This is a genomic window from Pseudomonas sp. (assembly GCF_049590575.1).
Classification (GTDB): Bacteria; Pseudomonadota; Gammaproteobacteria; order Pseudomonadales; family Pseudomonadaceae; genus Aquipseudomonas.
This window is the reverse complement of sequence record NZ_JBAWDE010000054.1, coordinates 1-16,084: the sequence shown is the minus strand read 5'-3', so window position 1 is coordinate 16,084 and position 16,084 is coordinate 1. Positions and strand designations below refer to the sequence as shown.

At 62.3% G+C, this 16,084-nt stretch carries 15 protein-coding genes and 1 pseudogene; 11 read left to right on the top strand and 5 right to left on the bottom strand.

The window, feature by feature from the left end; all coding sequences use genetic code 11:
* Positions 1-137 precede the first annotated feature (137 nt).
* A complete protein-coding gene (locus WBR57_RS03965; RefSeq protein WP_122541789.1) occupies positions 138-1,157 on the top strand; it encodes a branched-chain amino acid aminotransferase in 1,020 nt (339 codons plus the stop codon).
* Between the two features lie 66 nt (positions 1,158-1,223).
* Here WBR57_RS03965 and WBR57_RS03960 read toward each other — a convergent pair whose 3' ends face one another.
* On the bottom strand, positions 1,224-2,117 hold the full coding sequence (locus tag WBR57_RS03960; protein ID WP_424082319.1) for a GNAT family acetyltransferase: 894 nt from the start codon (positions 2,115-2,117) through the stop codon (positions 1,224-1,226).
* A gap of 284 nt (positions 2,118-2,401) precedes the next feature.
* On the opposite strand from WBR57_RS03960, the gene ctlX reads away from it, so the two are divergent.
* The 7 genes from ctlX (at position 2,402) to WBR57_RS03925 (ending at position 8,319) form a co-directional block, all read left to right on the top strand.
* On the top strand, positions 2,402-3,328 hold the full coding sequence (gene ctlX / locus WBR57_RS03955; protein ID WP_424082317.1) for a citrulline utilization hydrolase CtlX: 927 nt from the start codon (positions 2,402-2,404) through the stop codon (positions 3,326-3,328).
* 11 nt (positions 3,329-3,339) lie between these two features.
* Complete coding sequence (locus tag WBR57_RS03950; protein ID WP_424082315.1) at positions 3,340-4,386, top strand: ornithine cyclodeaminase; 1,047 nt, start codon at positions 3,340-3,342, stop codon at positions 4,384-4,386.
* A gap of 225 nt (positions 4,387-4,611) precedes the next feature.
* Positions 4,612-5,391, top strand: coding sequence for an ABC transporter substrate-binding protein (locus WBR57_RS03945; RefSeq protein WP_424082313.1), 780 nt, complete (start codon positions 4,612-4,614; stop codon positions 5,389-5,391).
* Positions 5,392-5,561: 170 nt separating this feature from the next.
* A complete protein-coding gene (locus WBR57_RS03940) occupies positions 5,562-6,263 on the top strand; it encodes an ABC transporter permease (RefSeq protein WP_424082310.1) in 702 nt (233 codons plus the stop codon).
* Entirely contained in the window at positions 6,260-6,973 is a 714-nt protein-coding gene (locus tag WBR57_RS03935) for an ABC transporter permease (protein WP_424082308.1), read from the top strand. The genes WBR57_RS03940 and WBR57_RS03935 overlap by 4 nt, the downstream gene beginning before the upstream one ends.
* 3 nt (positions 6,974-6,976) lie before the next feature.
* Positions 6,977-7,816 (top strand): ABC transporter ATP-binding protein, encoded by an 840-nt coding sequence (locus WBR57_RS03930; protein WP_424082306.1) that lies wholly within the window; start codon positions 6,977-6,979, stop codon positions 7,814-7,816.
* Between the two features lie 5 nt (positions 7,817-7,821).
* Positions 7,822-8,319 carry an Lrp/AsnC family transcriptional regulator gene (locus WBR57_RS03925; RefSeq protein ID WP_424082304.1) on the top strand — a complete coding sequence of 166 codons (498 nt, stop codon included), beginning with the start codon at positions 7,822-7,824 and terminating at the stop codon, positions 8,317-8,319.
* Between the two features lie 74 nt (positions 8,320-8,393).
* Here the strand turns inward: WBR57_RS03925 and WBR57_RS03920 are convergent, their stop codons facing one another.
* From WBR57_RS03920 to WBR57_RS03905, 4 genes are all read right to left on the bottom strand, one after another.
* Complete coding sequence (locus WBR57_RS03920) at positions 8,394-9,227, bottom strand: TIGR03915 family putative DNA repair protein (protein ID WP_424082303.1); 834 nt, start codon at positions 9,225-9,227, stop codon at positions 8,394-8,396.
* Positions 9,224-10,444 carry a putative DNA modification/repair radical SAM protein gene (locus WBR57_RS03915; protein WP_424082301.1) on the bottom strand — a complete coding sequence of 407 codons (1,221 nt, stop codon included), beginning with the start codon at positions 10,442-10,444 and terminating at the stop codon, positions 9,224-9,226. Before WBR57_RS03915 ends, WBR57_RS03920 begins: the two co-directional genes overlap by 4 nt.
* Before the next feature lie 66 nt (positions 10,445-10,510).
* Positions 10,511-11,848 (bottom strand): lysine N(6)-hydroxylase/L-ornithine N(5)-oxygenase family protein, encoded by a 1,338-nt coding sequence (locus tag WBR57_RS03910; RefSeq protein WP_424082299.1) that lies wholly within the window; start codon positions 11,846-11,848, stop codon positions 10,511-10,513.
* 120 nt (positions 11,849-11,968) lie between these two features.
* Entirely contained in the window at positions 11,969-12,451 is a 483-nt protein-coding gene (locus WBR57_RS03905) for a sigma-70 family RNA polymerase sigma factor (protein ID WP_424082297.1), read from the bottom strand.
* Between the two features lie 253 nt (positions 12,452-12,704).
* On the opposite strand from WBR57_RS03905, the gene WBR57_RS03900 reads away from it, so the two are divergent.
* From WBR57_RS03900 to WBR57_RS03890, 3 genes and pseudogenes are all read left to right on the top strand, one after another.
* Positions 12,705-13,874, top strand: a complete 1,170-nt coding sequence (locus WBR57_RS03900) for an efflux RND transporter periplasmic adaptor subunit (protein WP_424082295.1) — start codon at positions 12,705-12,707, stop codon at positions 13,872-13,874.
* 1 nt (position 13,875) lies between these two features.
* Entirely contained in the window at positions 13,876-15,846 is a 1,971-nt protein-coding gene (locus WBR57_RS03895) for a MacB family efflux pump subunit (protein ID WP_424082293.1), read from the top strand.
* Positions 15,839-16,084 (top strand): annotated as a pseudogene (locus WBR57_RS03890) (RND transporter); the annotation flags it as partial. The gene WBR57_RS03895 and the pseudogene WBR57_RS03890, both read left to right, overlap by 8 nt.

The window sequence follows — 16,084 nt, the reverse complement described above, 5'->3', positions numbered from 1 at the left end:
GTGTATTGACTGACACCCTGCATTCGCGAGCAAGCCCGCTCCCACACAAAGCAAGAATGAAGTATTGTTGCGCCCATCCAGAAAAAAACCGACAAGCCTGCCTTCGACCAGGCGGTTGACCAGAGATAGAGGGTGTCATGGGTAACGAAAGCATCAATTGGGACAAGCTGGGTTTTGACTACATCAAGACCGACAAACGGTTTCTCCAAGTCTGGAAAAACGGCGAGTGGCAAGCAGGCACCCTGACCGACGACAACGTGCTGCACATCAGCGAGGGCTCCACCGCCCTGCACTATGGCCAGCAGTGCTTTGAAGGCCTCAAGGCCTACCGCTGCAAGGACGGTTCGATCAACCTGTTCCGCCCGGACCAGAACGCCGCGCGCATGCAGCGCAGCTGTGCACGCCTGTTGATGCCGCACGTGTCGACCGAAGACTTCATCGAAGCCTGCAAACAAGTGGTCAAGGCCAACGAGCGGTTCATCCCGCCCTATGGCAGCGGCGGTGCGCTGTACCTGCGCCCGTTCGTGATCGGTACCGGTGACAACATCGGCGTGCGTACCGCGCCGGAGTTCATCTTCTCGGTGTTCGCCATCCCGGTCGGCGCTTACTTCAAGGGCGGCCTGGTGCCCCACAACTTCCAGATCTCCACCTTCGACCGCGCCGCGCCACAAGGCACCGGTGCCGCCAAGGTCGGGGGCAACTATGCGGCCAGCCTGATGCCGGGTTCGGAAGCTAAAAAAGACGGTTTCGCCGACGCGATCTACCTGGACCCGATGACCCATTCGAAAATCGAAGAAGTCGGCTCGGCCAACTTCTTCGGAATCACCCACGACAATAAGTTCATCACACCGAAGTCGCCTTCGGTGCTGCCAGGCATCACCCGCCTGTCGCTGATCGAACTGGCCAAGACCCGCCTGGGCCTGGAAGTGATCGAGGGCGAAGTGTTCATCGACAAACTGGACCAGTTCAAGGAAGCCGGTGCCTGCGGGACGGCTGCCGTGATTTCGCCGATCGGCGGCATCCAGTACAACGGCAAACTGCACGTGTTCCACAGCGAAACCGAAGTCGGCCCGATCACCCAGAAGCTCTACAAAGAGCTGACCGGCGTGCAGACCGGCGACGTCGAAGCGCCAGCGGGCTGGATCGTCAAGGTCTGACCCAGCAACACCGCACACCAATGTGGGAGGGGGCTTGCCCCCTCCCACATTTGATCTGAGGCAACCTCAGGATTGAGCCGGAATATTCCCCACAATCTTCTTGCCCATGCTGATCCTCGGCTCCACCTCATACCCCAACGCCTCGTAGAACCCCGCCACCGCATCATTGCCGCTGGTGATCTGCAGGTTGATCTTCATGCAGCCCAGCGCCGTCAACGCCTGCTCCGCATGTCGCACCAATGAAGCGCCCAGCCCCTGGCGCCGATAATCAGCGTGCACCGCCACCGAATACAGCCAGCCACGGTGCCCGTCGTAGCCGGCAAGAATCGTCCCGATCACCGCTTTTTTATCCGTCGCCACAAAAAACAGCCCATCGTTGACCGCCAACTTCTTGTCAATCGCCAGGGTCGGCAGGTTGTGCGCCGTGTCATAACCAAACGCCTGCTGCCACAACGCAACCACCTGCGTGCGATGCGCACGGTCGCGATACGGCCCGATCGGGTGCCGCGACGACAACGCCTTTTCCATCACCAGCGTACGCTCGTTGCCGTGATAGACGTCACGCACGGTATGAAACCCCAGCCTGGTATAGAACGGCTCGGCGGTCAGCGACGACGGCACACTCAATACCGTGACCCCGGCCTCGCGAGCGCGCACTTCGAGTTCGATCATCAACAACCGTCCAATGCCCTGCCCTTGCAGCGCCGGCTCGACGAACACCGACCGCACCACATTGGCATCGAGTGCGGCGGTAGCGACAATCACCTGGTCCTGCACCGCCACCAGCACCACCCGGCGCTGCAGCAAGGCCAGCACCGCATCAGCGGTAAAGTTGCTCGCCACCCGGGCGATCACCTCCGCCGGGTAATCCCGTGCATTGCTGCTGTGCAAGGCCGCCAGGATGACCTGGCTGATCCCCTCGGCATCGGCTGCCTGGGCGGTGCGAACGGCGGTAGACATGATTCCTCCTGGCGAACACAACTCTAACGAACACCACAATACCAAGGTGGGAGGGGGCTTGCCCCCGATGGCGGTGTGCCATTGGATAGATTTGCTGACTGATACTCAGCTATCGGGGCAACCCCCCTGCTCCCTGTTGAGCGTATTTCACACTGACAGCCGATTCGGCTGCGCGCCCCCTCTTTTCAGCTTTCCCGGCTGAACCTCGCCCGCGTTTCAGCCGGGATTCTTTCCGCACAAGCCACAAAATACCCCCACTGCTCAACCCATGGACCCGTGCACCCATGCAAACCACCAACACCGTCTTGATGATTCGCCCGGCGCGCTTTGCCTTCAACCCGGACACCGCGATCAACAACCGTTTCCAACGCCCGCCCGCCGACCCACTCAGCGCACAGCAGAAAGCGCTGGAAGAGTTCGACGGTTATGTCGCCACCCTGCGCCAACATGGCGTGGAAGTGCTGGTGGTGCAGGACACCCCGGCGCCGCACACCCCCGACTCGATCTTCCCCAACAACTGGTGGAGCAGCCACGCCGACGGCAGCCTGGTGCTGTATCCGATGGAAGGCCAGAACCGACGACTGGAACGCGACAAAGGCGTGCTGCAAGTGCTGGAGCAACGCTTCGCCATCAGCGAAACCATCGACCTGAGCCCTCTCGAACAACACAACATCTTCCTCGAAGGCACCGGCAGCATGGTGCTCGACCGCCAGCACCGTATCAGCTACGCCTGCCATTCCGGCCGCACCCACCAGGACGCCCTGCGCCAGTTCGCCGAGCGCCTCGACTACCGGCTGTGCGTGTTCCACGCCGTCGACCGCCATCACACGCCGATCTACCACAGCAACGTGATGATGAGTGTCGGCCGCGACCTCTCGGTGGTGTGCCTGCAAGCCCTGCCAAATGCCGACGAGCGCCAGGCCCTGGAACGCTCCCTGCGCGACACCGGCAAGGACATCCTCAGTCTCGACTTCGATCAGCTCGAAGCCTTCGCCGGCAACATGCTCGAAGTCCACGACCGCGACGGCCAGCCCTTGCTGGTGATGTCCGCCAGCGCCTGGCGCGCCCTGCAACCGGCCCAGCGCCAGCATGTGGAACGCCATACACGGCCGGTGGTGGTGAACATCGACAACATCGAACGCATCGGCGGCGGCAGTGCCCGCTGCATGCTGGCCGAAGTGCACTTGCCGGCCCGTCCCTCATTTCAATAAGGAGTCTTGCCATGACCCGTTACATTGACGTCAACGACCTCAGCTACCTGGTTTCACAAAAAGGCCTGCCAACCTGCATCAGCGAAATGGCCGAATACATTCGTGCCGATTACCTGCGCTGGCAGGATTTCGAAAAATGCGCGCGCCTGGCCAACCACTCGCCGGACGGCGTGATCGAGCTGATGCCAGTGTCCGACGCCTCGCTGTACGCGTTCAAATACGTCAACGGCCACCCGAAAAACACCCTGGCCGGCATGCTCACCGTGATGGCTTTCGGCGCGCTGGGCGATGTGGACACCGGCAAGCCGGTGCTGCTGGCGGAAATGACCCTGACCACCGCGATCCGTACCGCCGCCACCTCGGCCCTGGTCGCCCGCTACCTGGCGCGCGACAACAGCCGCAGCATGGCGCTGATCGGCAACGGTTCGCAGAGTGAGTTCCAGGCGCTGGCTTTCCACGCGATGCTCGGCATCACTGAAATCCGCCTGTTCGATATCGACGCCAAGGCCACCGCCAAACTCGCAGCCAACCTCAAGGCGTTCCCGGCAATCAAGGTGATCCTGGCCAGCAGCGTGGCCGAAGCGGTCAAGGGTGCGGACATCGTCACCACGGTTACCGCGGACAAGGCCTACGCGACCATCCTCACCGACGAGATGATCGAACCCGGCATGCACCTCAACGCCGTCGGCGGCGACTGCCCCGGCAAGACCGAACTGGACCGACGTATCGTCGAGCGCGCCCGAGTGATCGTCGAGTACGAACCGCAAAGCCGCATCGAAGGGGAAATCCAGCACATGCCGGAAGACTCGCCGGTGACCGAACTGTGGCAAGTCATCAACGGCCAGCAACCCGGCCGCGAGAACCCGCGCCAGGTCACCCTGTTCGACTCGGTGGGCTTTGCCATCGAAGACTACTCGGCGCTGCGCTACGTACTCGACGTGGCCAAGGCGCTGGATGTGGGCAGCGAACTCGAGCTGGTACCGGACCTGGCCGACCCGAAAGACCTGTTTGCGCGGCTGGCCCAACAGCCGCGTGTACAGCACAAAAAGCGCGCCTGAAACCGCTCTGGCCTGCAGCTTTGCGACCGATGCAGGCCGGAACGTCAGTGCCAAAAAGCCGATTCTGCACGCGCGACAGCCGATTCCGCTGCATTACGCGTTTTTACAGCGCAATTCGCGCTTCAGGCACCGGGCAAACGACACAAAAAACGCACCACCATGAAGCATTCTCTGCTCCCAGTTATTCACTGCCCTGACATCAATTACAAAATATAGGGACGCCCCATGACTCCACTGCGAACGCTCTTCGCTGCATTGCTGTTGCCACTCTGCGCCAGCGCCGCCCACGCCCAGGATTGGAAAGAAATTCGCTTCGGCGTGTTCCCCGAGTATCCGCCTTTTGAATCCGTGGCCGCTGACGGCAGCCTGCAAGGTTTCGACATCGAACTGGGCAATGCGATCTGCGCCAAGCTCGACGTCAAATGCACCTGGGTGCACAACGAATTCGACGGCATGATTCCAGCCCTGCGTGCGCGTAAGTTCGACGCCATCATGTCGTCCATGGCCGTGACCCCGGCCCGCGAAAGAGTCATCGACTTCACGGACCGGCTGTTTCTCAGCCCCACCTCGGTGATCACCCGCAAAGGCGCCGACTTCGGCGACACCCCGGAATCGTTGAAAGGCAAGCAAGTCGGTGTACTGCAGGGCTCGCTGCAAGAAGCCTACGCCCGCGCGCACCTGGCCAAGCTGGGCGCGCAGATCAAGGCCTACCAGTCCCAGGAGCAGAACTACGCCGACCTGCAGAACGGCCGGCTCGACGCCACCCTGACCGACAAGCTCGAAGCGCAACTCAACTTCCTGTCCAAGCCTGAAGGCGCCGACTTCAAGACCGGCCCTGCCTTCAAGGACCCGACCCTGCCCCTGGATATCGCCATGGGCCTGCGCAAGAACGACACCGAGTTACGCGCGCTGATCAACAAGGGCATCGCCGCCATACAGGCGGATGGCACCTATGCGCAGATCCAGAAGAAATACTTCGGCGATCAAGACATCTACAACGAATAAGCCAACACAATCCCCTGTGGGAAAAGACGTGTGTGGGAGGGGGCTTGCCCCCGATGAGGGCGTGCCGGTCGACACACGTATTGACTGAACCAGCGCTATCGGGGGCAAGCCCCCTCTCATAAAAGCGTCCTCCCACAGGGGTATGTCTGCGGCCTTTAGAGATGCTCCCCATGAACGAACTCTTCAACCTGCAAGGCTACGGCCCGATGCTGGCCCAAGGCGCCTGGATGACGGTCAAGCTGGCGTTCCTCGCACTGGCTTTAAGCCTGTCCCTGGGCCTGATCGCCGCCGGTGCCAAGCTTTCCCGCGCCAAATGGCTGCGCGTGCCGGCCACGCTGTACACCACGCTGATCCGCAGCGTGCCGGACCTGGTGCTGATCCTGCTGATTTTCTACAGCCTGCAATTGTGGCTCAACGACCTGAGCGAAGTGTTCGGCTGGGACTATTTCGAGATCGACCCATTCACTGCCGGAGTGATCACCCTGGGCTTTATCTACGGCGCGTACTTCACCGAAAACTTCCGCGGCGCGATTCTCAGCGTGCCGGCCGGCCAACTGGAAGCCGCCACCGCCTACGGCCTGAGCCGCTGGCAGCGTTTCCACCTGGTGCTGTTCCCGCAACTGATGCGCTTTGCCCTGCCGGGCCTGGGCAATAACTGGCTGGTGCTGCTCAAGTCCACCGCGCTGGTGTCAATCATCGGTCTGTCGGACCTGGTCAAGGCCGCGCAGAACGCCGGCAAAAGCACCCACGAGCCGCTGTACTTCCTGATCCTCGCCGGCCTGGTTTACCTGGTGATCACCACCCTGTCCAACCGCATCTTCAAGCGCCTCGAACGGCGCTACAACCTCGGCATCAAGGGGATGGCGCGATGATCGAACTGTTTCAGCAATACGGCCTGGCCTACCTGTTCAGCGATGGCGCGGGGTTGTCCGGCGTTGCCATGACCCTGTGGCTGTTCATCATTTCGGTGGTGTTGGGCTTTGTCCTGTCGATCCCGCTGGCGCTGGCGCGCGTCTCGGAGCACTTCTGGCTGCGCTGGCCGGTCGAGGTCTACACCTACCTGTTTCGTGGTACGCCGCTGTATATCCAGTTGTTGATTTGCTACACCGGGCTGTACAGCCTGGAGGTGGTGCAGGACAACGCGCTGCTCAACCAGTTTTTCCGCAATGCGCTCAACTGCACCCTGCTGGCCTTTGTGCTCAACACCTGCGCCTACACCGTTGAAATCTTCGCCGGGGCGATGCGCACTATTCCCCACGGCGAACTCGAAGCGGCGCGCGCCTATGGCCTGCACGGCTGGCGGCTCAACCTGTTTGTAGTGGTGCCCGCCGCCCTGCGCCGTGCGTTGCCGGCCTACAGCAATGAAATGATCCTGATGCTGCACGCCACTTCGCTGGCGTTCACCGCCACCGTCGCCGACATCCTCAAGGTGGCCCGTGATGCCAACGCCGAGACGTTTCTGACGTTCCAGGCGTTTGGTATCGCCGCGCTGCTCTACATGCTGCTGTCCTTTGCACTGGTGGGCCTGTTTCGACTGGCCGAACGTCGCTGGATGCGTTTTCTTGTTCCTACCCGAGGCTAACCCATGAATCAGTCCGCGCAGGCCCTGGCCACTTATCCCGACAATGTTCCTGACGCGCCTGCTGCCACGGCGGCGACAGCTGCCGTCAAGCTTCAGGTCGAAGGCATTCATAAACGCTACGGCGAACACGAAGTGCTCAAGGGCGTATCCCTCAATGCACGCAATGGCGATGTGATCAGCCTGATCGGCGCCAGTGGCTCCGGCAAAAGCACGCTGCTGCGGTGCATCAACTTTCTCGAACAGCCGGACGCCGGGGTGATCACCCTGGACGGCATCAGCATTGAAATGCGCCAGGGTCGCGCCGGCACCCGCGCGCCGCACCAGGCGCAGCTGCAAAACCTGCGCACGCGCCTGGCCATGGTGTTCCAGCACTTCAACCTGTGGAGCCACATGACCGTACTGGAAAACATCACCATGGCGCCGCGCCGGGTGTTGGGCGTAACGGCAGCCGAAGCCGAAAAACGCGCACGGATGTACCTGGACAAAGTCGGCCTGCCGGGCCGTGTGGCAGATCAATACCCGGCGTTTCTTTCTGGTGGCCAACAACAGCGCGTGGCCATCGCACGGGCGTTGGCGATGGAGCCGGAAATCATTCTGTTCGATGAACCGACGTCCGCACTCGACCCGGAACTGGTAGGCGAAGTGCTCAAAGTCATACAGACGTTGGCCGAGGAAGGTCGTACCATGCTGATGGTCACCCACGAAATGGGCTTTGCCCGCCAGGTGTCCAGCCAAGTGCTGTTTTTGCACCAGGGCCGGGTCGAGGAACAAGGCGGCGCCGAGATGCTTGACCACCCCAACAGCGAACGCTTGCAGCAATTTCTTTCCAACCGTTTGAAGTGAAACCCATGGATACCAAGGCCAACGGACCCCACACCTCCCCCGCGCTGGATCGCATCGATGAAGCAATCATCGACGTATTGCGCCACCAGGGGCGTATCACCTACGAAAAGCTCTCGTCACTGGTGCACCTCACCCCCAGGCCCTGCCTGGAGCGGGTACGCAAACTTGAGCGACGCGGGGTGATCCGTGGGTACGGGGCGATCATCGATGTGCAGTTGGTCTCGCCAGGATTGTCGCTGCTGGTGCTGGTGGCCTTGTCCAACCAAAGCGGGCGCTCGGCACAGCGCGCCTTCGAAGCCTGCATGAAAGCCTGCCCCCAAGTGTTCGAATGCCAACTGATCAGCGGGCCGTTCGACTACAGCCTGCGCATGCGTTGCCGCGACATGGAGCATTACCGGGTGGTGTCGGAGCTCTGGCTGAACAACGATGAATTGCACATCGACAAGCTGGTGGCGCACCCGGAACTGGCGGTAGTCAAAGACACCGCAACCAGGTTGGCATAAACACCTGTGGCGAGCCTGCTCGCCACAATAAGTCTCCTGCCAGCCCCTATCAGTCTCGCCCCCCGCCACACTTTTTACCCGCGCCCACTCGAAATTCGTTTGCCGGCCTTGGTGCCAATCAGCTTCGCCTGCCCATCCTTCTGCTTGCCCGTGCGCGCCTCGCTGATCAACCCCGGGATCAACTTGCCTTCTGGCAGGTTCTTCCAGAACCGGCTGGGCAAGTGCCCTTCCATCACCTTGGGGTTCAAGCGTGCCGGGTTGAAAATGTGGCTGTAGTAAGTCAGCCACATGGCGCTGTGCGGGTCCTCGACATTCTGCGCCAGTTGCCGCCAAGCGTCGGGGCACTCGCGCTGATGAATAAGCTGTTCACCGTCGTAGTAGACCCCGTCCAATGGCGTGGCGATCATCCAGCGATGGCGCCCCATGCGTCCGACAAAGTGCTCGCTGGCGCTTTTGAGGATGTCATGGGCCGGCTCATGCCAGGCCACATACTCCGGGAGCTCAGGCCCCGCCTCTGCCGGCAGCGCGATAAACCGCACAAACGCGTGCAGGTGATGGGCCTCGCGACTGACCTGCTTGATCCGCCGCTGCAATTCGCTGCCCAGTTTGTCCCCGGCCAGCATTGCGGTGCGGTCGCCATGGCTGACCCGCCACAACACCTCATACAGCAGGCTCCAGCGTTGATCACCGTGGTAACAGGCCGCCGATTCCAGTAACTCCAGCAACGCCTTGGGAATCCGCGCCTGAAACGGCCCAAGCCCTTCAGGAGTCGGCTCATCCGTGGCAAACAGATCCGCCACCTCGGCCTCGCCCCAGCTCACCTGGCTCGGGTCGACCTGATGGCTGAGCAGCCAGCGCGCCTGTTCGCGCCAGGTGCTGAACAGGTTGTCGCATTCCAGGCTGATCATCCCCACAGCCCCATCTGTTGCGGTTGCGGGCGGTCGCGCAGTTGCTCGCGCAGCAGCACGCTGGTGCTCTCGGCCTGCTGCGGGTGGTAATCACTGGTGATGAAAAACGGCTTGGCCTTGGCCAGCACACAGCGCATGCGCGCCAGGTCTTCGAAGCGGATCTTGCGTTCACGGCGCAGGTCCACCAGACGCTGGGTGGTACGCAGGCCAATCCCCGGAATACGCGCGATCAAGGTGGGTTCGGCGCGGTTCAGGTCCAGCGGGAACACCTCGCGGTGCTCAAGTGCCCAGGCCAGTTTGGGGTCGATATCCAACGCCAGGTGACCAGGGCCTTCGAACAGTTCGCCGGCGCTGAAGCCGTAGCTGCGCAGCAGAAAGTCGGCCTGGTACAAGCGGTGCTCGCGCATCAGCGGTGGCGCGGCCAATGGCACGCTTTTCGGGCTGTTGGGGATGGGGCTGAACGCCGAGTAATACACGCGGCGCAACTTGAAGTTGCCATACAACGCCTCGGCGCCGTGGAGGATGGTGCTGTCGTCTGTGTCGTCGGCGCCGACGATCAGTTGCGTGCTCTGCCCGGCCGGGGCAAACCGGGGGGCACGCGGTTCGTTGCGGACCGTCTGCTCGCCGGTGTAGATGGTCTGCATCGCCTGTTTGATCGACACAATCTTTTTTTCCGGCGCCAGGGTCTGCAGGCTGGCCTCGGTTGGCAGTTCAATGTTCACGCTGAGGCGATCGGCATACCGCCCGGCCTCGGCAATCAGTGCCGGGTCGGCGTCGGGAATGGTCTTGAGATGGATGTAGCCGCGAAAGTCATGCTCTTCGCGCAGCAGTTTGGCGACGCGCACCAACTGTTCCATGGTGTAGTCGGACGATCGGATGATGCCGGAGCTGAGAAACAACCCACTGACGCAATTGCGCCGGTAGAAATCCAGGGTCAGGGTCACCACCTCTTCCGGGCTGAAGCGTGCGCGGGGCACGTCGCTGGAGCGGCGGTTGACGCAGTACTGGCAGTCGTAGAGGCAGAAGTTGGTGAGCAACACCTTGAGCAGCGAAACGCAGCGCCCATCCGGCGTATAGCTGTGGCAGATGCCCATGCCATCGGTGGAGCCCAGGCCCGCCTTGCCCTCCGAGCTGCGCTTGGGCGCGCCGCTGCTGGCGCACGAAGCGTCGTACTTGGCGGCGTCGGCGAGGATGCTGAGTTTTTCGATCAACTGCATGGAGGGTTACCGATACTGGTTTTTTGTACAGTATCAGGCAGCCCCCCGTGTCACAAGTGCAGCCTGTCAGCTGGCGGTGGCGAGCAACAGGTCCTGCACCGAACGGCCCTTGCCGCGCCCACGGTCCAGCGCATACAGCGACGCCGCAATCTCATCCGCCCGGATCGGCAGCACCGACAGCAAGGTATCGCTCAAGCCGTGGCTGGCCTGGCTGAAGCCCTGAATGTAGATGCCGGCGTGGCAGCGTTCGTCGGTGACGATGCGGTAGTCGCGGCTCACTTCGAAGTCGCCCATGTAGGTTTCCAGCGGCGCCAGCAGCTCGCGGTGCATCTGGCGCTCGTAGCCGGTGGCCAGGATCACCGCGTCGTAATGGTTGACGCTGGTTTCGCCGTTGGCGTTATTGCGCAGCACCAGTTCGATGCCCAACGGGCCTGGGGTGGCTTTCTCGACCACGGTCATGGTGCGGAACGCCTGGCGCGCGATGCCGGAGACTTTCTGGCGATAGAAAATCCCGTAGATACGTTCGATCAGGTCCAGGTCGACCACTGAATAGTTAGTGTTCTGGTACTCGGCGACCAGGCGTTCGCGCTCAGCGCCGACCTGCTGGAATACCAGATCGGTAAAGGCCGGCGAGAACACTTCGTTGACGAACGGGCTGTCATCGGCAGGCTTCAGCGCCGAACCGCGCAGAATCATGTCGACCTGCACCGAGGGGAAGCTGTCGTTCAAATCGATAAAGGCTTCGGCCGCGCTCTGGCCACCGCCGATGATCGCGATGCGCATCGCCTTGCCTTCAACGCACGGCTGCTGGGCCATACGCTCCAGGTACTGGGAATGGTGGAACACCCGGCTGTCGCCCTTGAGCGCCTTGAACGCCTCGGGAATACGCGGCGTGCCCCCGGCGCTGACTACCACCGAACGGGTGGTGCGCACATGCTGTTCACCCAACGCATCGCGGGAGATCACTCGCAGTGCCTCGACCTGCTGCTGGTGCAGGATCGGCTCGATCGCCAGCACTTCTTCGCCGTAGCGTGCCTGGGCCTGGAACTGCCCCGCGACCCAACGTAGGTAGTCGTTGTACTCCATGCGGCACGGGTAGAAGGTGCCGAGGTTGATGAAATCCACCAGGCGGTCGTGGGCTTTCAGGTAGTTGACGAAGGAGTACGGGCTGGTGGGGTTGCGCAGGGTCACCAGGTCCTTGAGGAACGAAATCTGCAACTCGCTCTGGGTCACCAGGGTATTGCCGTGCCAGCGGTAGTCGGCCTGCTTGTCGAGAAACAGCACGTCCAGTTTGCCCTGGGCCTTTTCGCGCTCCTGCAGAGCGATGGCCAGCGCCAGGTTCGAAGGGCCGAAACCGATACCGATCAGGTCGTGAACCGCGGGCGAAGCAATTGCCTGTGTCATTCCAGTGTCCTCTGGATAAGCCCCTTGGCGGTTGGGGCGGGAATACCTTCAAGGCCTGAACAACAGGCCGTGTGTTGATAGGAAACGAGGACAATGAAATAAAATTTAACCGATCGCTGATCAGTACGCTTCCCACTCGCGCATCCGCACCCGGCAGTGCTTCATGGCATTGACGATGTGTTTCTCCACCATCGCGCGGGAAATGCTCAGGTGCTCGGCGATTTGCAGGTGAGTCAAACCATCGAGTTTACGCAGCAGGAAGCTGTCGCGGCAGGCCGCCGGCAGCTCGGCCAGGGCGCGCTCGAGCATTTCCAGGTGCTGGCCGTGGTCGTGGGAGGCGTGGGGCGAACAGGCGGCGAAGCGTTCTTCGCTGTCCAGCACCTCCAACGGTTCGGCCTGGCGCAAAGCGTTGCGTCGGTGACCATCGATCACCAGGTTCAGCGCGGTGCGATACAGGAACGCGCGGGGTTGCTCGATGGGGGTGTCGCTGGCACGTTCCAGCACCCGCACATAAGCGTCATGCACCACATCTTCGGCCACCTGACGGTTGCCCAGCTTGGCGTTAAGGAAACACACCAGCTCGCGATAGTAGTTTTCCAACATGACTCCCGACCGCCGATGGCGGAATTAGGTGCTCGAGTACGAAAAAGACAGGCCGTTCAATAATGGCAGTTAGGTCGTGTGTAATTTATAGTAATTCTCATCTACTTTAAAAGTAGACATGTGCCGTCAGAATTTTCTTTTCTTCGTCTCAGTTGTTGCAGCCTATGTAAACGCCTAAATTCGCGGGCATTTTCCTCGTATAACAGTCAGCCCCCGCTCCTGCGGCCCCGAATTTCCTGGCTGGAACCAACGCATGAAACGCCCTCGCCCCGCCCGACGCGCCTTGCTCGTTATTGCATGCCTGATACCTATCATCGCCGTGGCCGCCTGGCAGGTGCTGCCGCCGGGGCGTGGCAACCTGACCACCGTCACGGTCAGCCGCGGCAATATCGAAAACAGCGTGACGGCCCTGGGCACCCTGCAACCGCGGCGTTATGTAGACGTGGGGGCCCAGGCCTCCGGGCAGATCCGCGAGATTCATGTCGAGGCCGGCGACCAGGTCAAGGAAGGCCAACTGCTGGTCGAAATCGACCCCTCCACGCAAAAAGCCAAGCTCGACGCCAGTCGCTACGCCATCGAAAACCTTCAGGCCCAGTTGCAGGAGCAGAAAGCCCAGCATGCACTGGCGCGCCAGAAGTACCAGCGTCAACAGCGCCTGGCCGCCGGAAACGCCACCCGCGAAGAAGACGTGCAAACCGCCAAGGCCGAACTGAGCGCCACCCAGGCCCGGGTCGACATGTTTCAGGCGCAGATCCGCCAGGCCCAGGCCAGCCTGCGCAGTGACGAGGCGGAGTTGGGCTACACGCGCATCTATGCACCGATGACCGGCACCGTGGTTGCGGTGGACGCACGGGTCGGCCAGACCCTCAACGCCCAGCAGCAGACCCCGTTGATCCTGCGCATTGCCAAGTTGTCGCCGATGACCGTGTGGGCGGAAGTCTCGGAAGCCGATATCGGCCATGTCAAACCCGGCATGACCGCGTACTTCACCACCCTGAGCGGCGGCAATCGGCGCTGGACCAGCACCGTGCGGCAGATCCTGCCGATTCCGCCCAAGCCGCTGAATGAAACCCAGGGCAGCGGCAGCCCCAACAGCTCGGGCAAAAGCGGCAGCGGCCGCGTGGTGCTGTACACCGTGCTGCTGGACGTGGACAACAGCGACAACACCTTGATGGCCGAGATGACCACCCAGGTGTTTTTCGTCGCCGCCGAAGCCAAGGACACCCTCACCGTACCGGTCGCCGCGTTGCAGGGCACCACCCGCGCCGACAAGCAGATCGCCCGCGTAGTGGCTGCGAACGGGCGCGTCGAAGAGCGCGAGGTGCGCCTGGGCATCAGCGACCGCCTGCGCGTACAGGTGCTCGACGGTTTGCACGAAGGCGATCACCTGCTGATCGGCCCCGCCGACGGCAACGGGGGTTGAGTTGACCACGCCCCTGATCAAACTCAAGAACATCCGCAAATCCTACGGCGGCGGTGACAGCCCGCAGGTCGACGTCTTGCGTGGCATCGACCTGTCGATCCATGCCGGGGAATTCGTGGCGATTGTCGGCGCCTCCGGCTCCGGCAAGTCCACATTGATGAACATCCTCGGCTGCCTCGACCGCCCCAGCGTCGGCGAGTACCTGTTCGCCGGGGAAAACGTCGCGCACCTGGACAGCGACGAACTCGCCTGGCTGCGCCGCGAAGCCTTTGGTTTTGTGTTCCAGGGCTACCACCTGATCCCCTCGGGCTCGGCCCAGGAAAACGTCGAGATGCCGGCGATCTATGCCGGCATCAGCGCCGCCGAGCGGCATGCCCGCGCCAGCGCCCTGCTCACCCGCCTGGGTTTGGCCGAGCGTACCGGTAACCGCCCGCACCAGTTGTCCGGCGGGCAGCAGCAGCGTGTGTCAATTGCCCGCGCACTGATGAACGGCGGCCACATCATCCTGGCGGACGAACCCACCGGCGCCCTCGACAGCCACAGCGGCGCCGAGGTCATGACCCTGCTCGACGAGCTGGCCAGCCAGGGCCATGTGGTCATCCTGATTACCCACGACCGCGAAGTCGCGGCGCGGGCCAACCGCATCATCGAAATTCGCGACGGCCTGATCATCAGTGACTCGGCCGATGCCAGCGCGGCAACGCCCGCCACCACCACCGGCGCCCTGCAGGCGGTGGACCTGCGCCAGCGCCTGGTCGACGGCGCCGAACACAACGGCGCCTGGAAAGCCGAGCTGCTCGACGCGGTACAGGCGGCGTGGCGGGTGATGTGGATCAACCGCTTCCGTACCGCGCTGACCCTGCTGGGGATTATCATCGGCGTGGCGTCGGTGGTGGTGATGCTGGCGGTGGGCGAAGGCAGCAAACGCCAAGTCATGGAGCAGATGGGCGCCTTCGGTTCGAACATTCTGTATGTCAGTGGCTCTTCACCGAACCCGCGCACGCCCCCCGGCATCATTACCCCCGAGGATGTGGCCGCGCTGGCCACCCTGCCACAGGTCAAGCGCATCATGCCGGTCAACGGCGCCGAGGCCGGTGTACGCTTTGGCAACATCGACTACATGGCCTACGTAGGCGGCAATGACACCAATTTCCCGATCATCTTCAACTGGCCAGTGGTGGAAGGCAGCTATTTCACCGAGGCCGACGAGCGCTCCGCCGCTACCGTCGCGGTGATCGGCGCACGCGTGCGCGACAAGCTGTTCAAAGGCCTGGTCAGCCCCATCGGCCAATACATCCTGATCGAAAACGTCCCCTTCCAGGTGATCGGCGTGCTCGAGGAAAAAGGCTCCAGCTCCGGCAACACCGACAGCGACGACCGCATCGCCATCCCTTACACCGCCGCCAGCATTCGCCTGTTCGGCACCTATAACCCCGAGTACGTGGTGATCGCCGCCGCCGACGGCAACCGGGTGCACGAGGCCGAACGGGCGATCAACCAACTGATGCAACGCCTGCACCATGGCAAGCCCGATTACCATCTGACCAACAACGCGGCCATGATCCAGGCCGAGGCGCGCACACAGAACACCCTGTCGCTGATGCTTGGCTCGATTGCCGCGATTTCCCTGTTGGTGGGCGGCATCGGCGTGATGAACATCATGCTGATGACGGTGCGCGAGCGGACCCGCGAAATTGGCATTCGCATGGCCACCGGGGCGCGCCAGCGCGACATCCTGCGCCAGTTCCTGACCGAGGCGGTGATGCTTTCGGTGGTCGGCGGCTTGTGCGGTATCGCCCTGGCGCTGCTGGTGGGCGGCGTGCTGGTGCTGGCCAAAGTGGCGGTGCAGTTTTCCCTGGTGGCCGTGCTGGGCGCATTTGGTTGCGCGCTGGTCACCGGCGTCGTATTCGGCTTTATGCCGGCCCGTAAAGCTGCCCGGCTCGATCCGGTTAAGGCGTTGACCAGTGAATAAACGATGCTTCCCTTCGCACCTGTCCCTGCTCAGCCTGTGCCTGCTGCTCGGCGCCTGCGCTGCCACCCCGACCGCCATTCACAGCGGTATTGCGCCGCCTGCTGCCTGGCAATTTGCCGAGCGCGACGCCGCCCAGGCCACAAACCAGCGCTGGTGGACGCAATTTGGCAGCCCGCAGCTCAACCGCCTGGTCGATCAGGCCCGGCGTGACAGTTTCGACGTGGCCGCCGCCATGGCC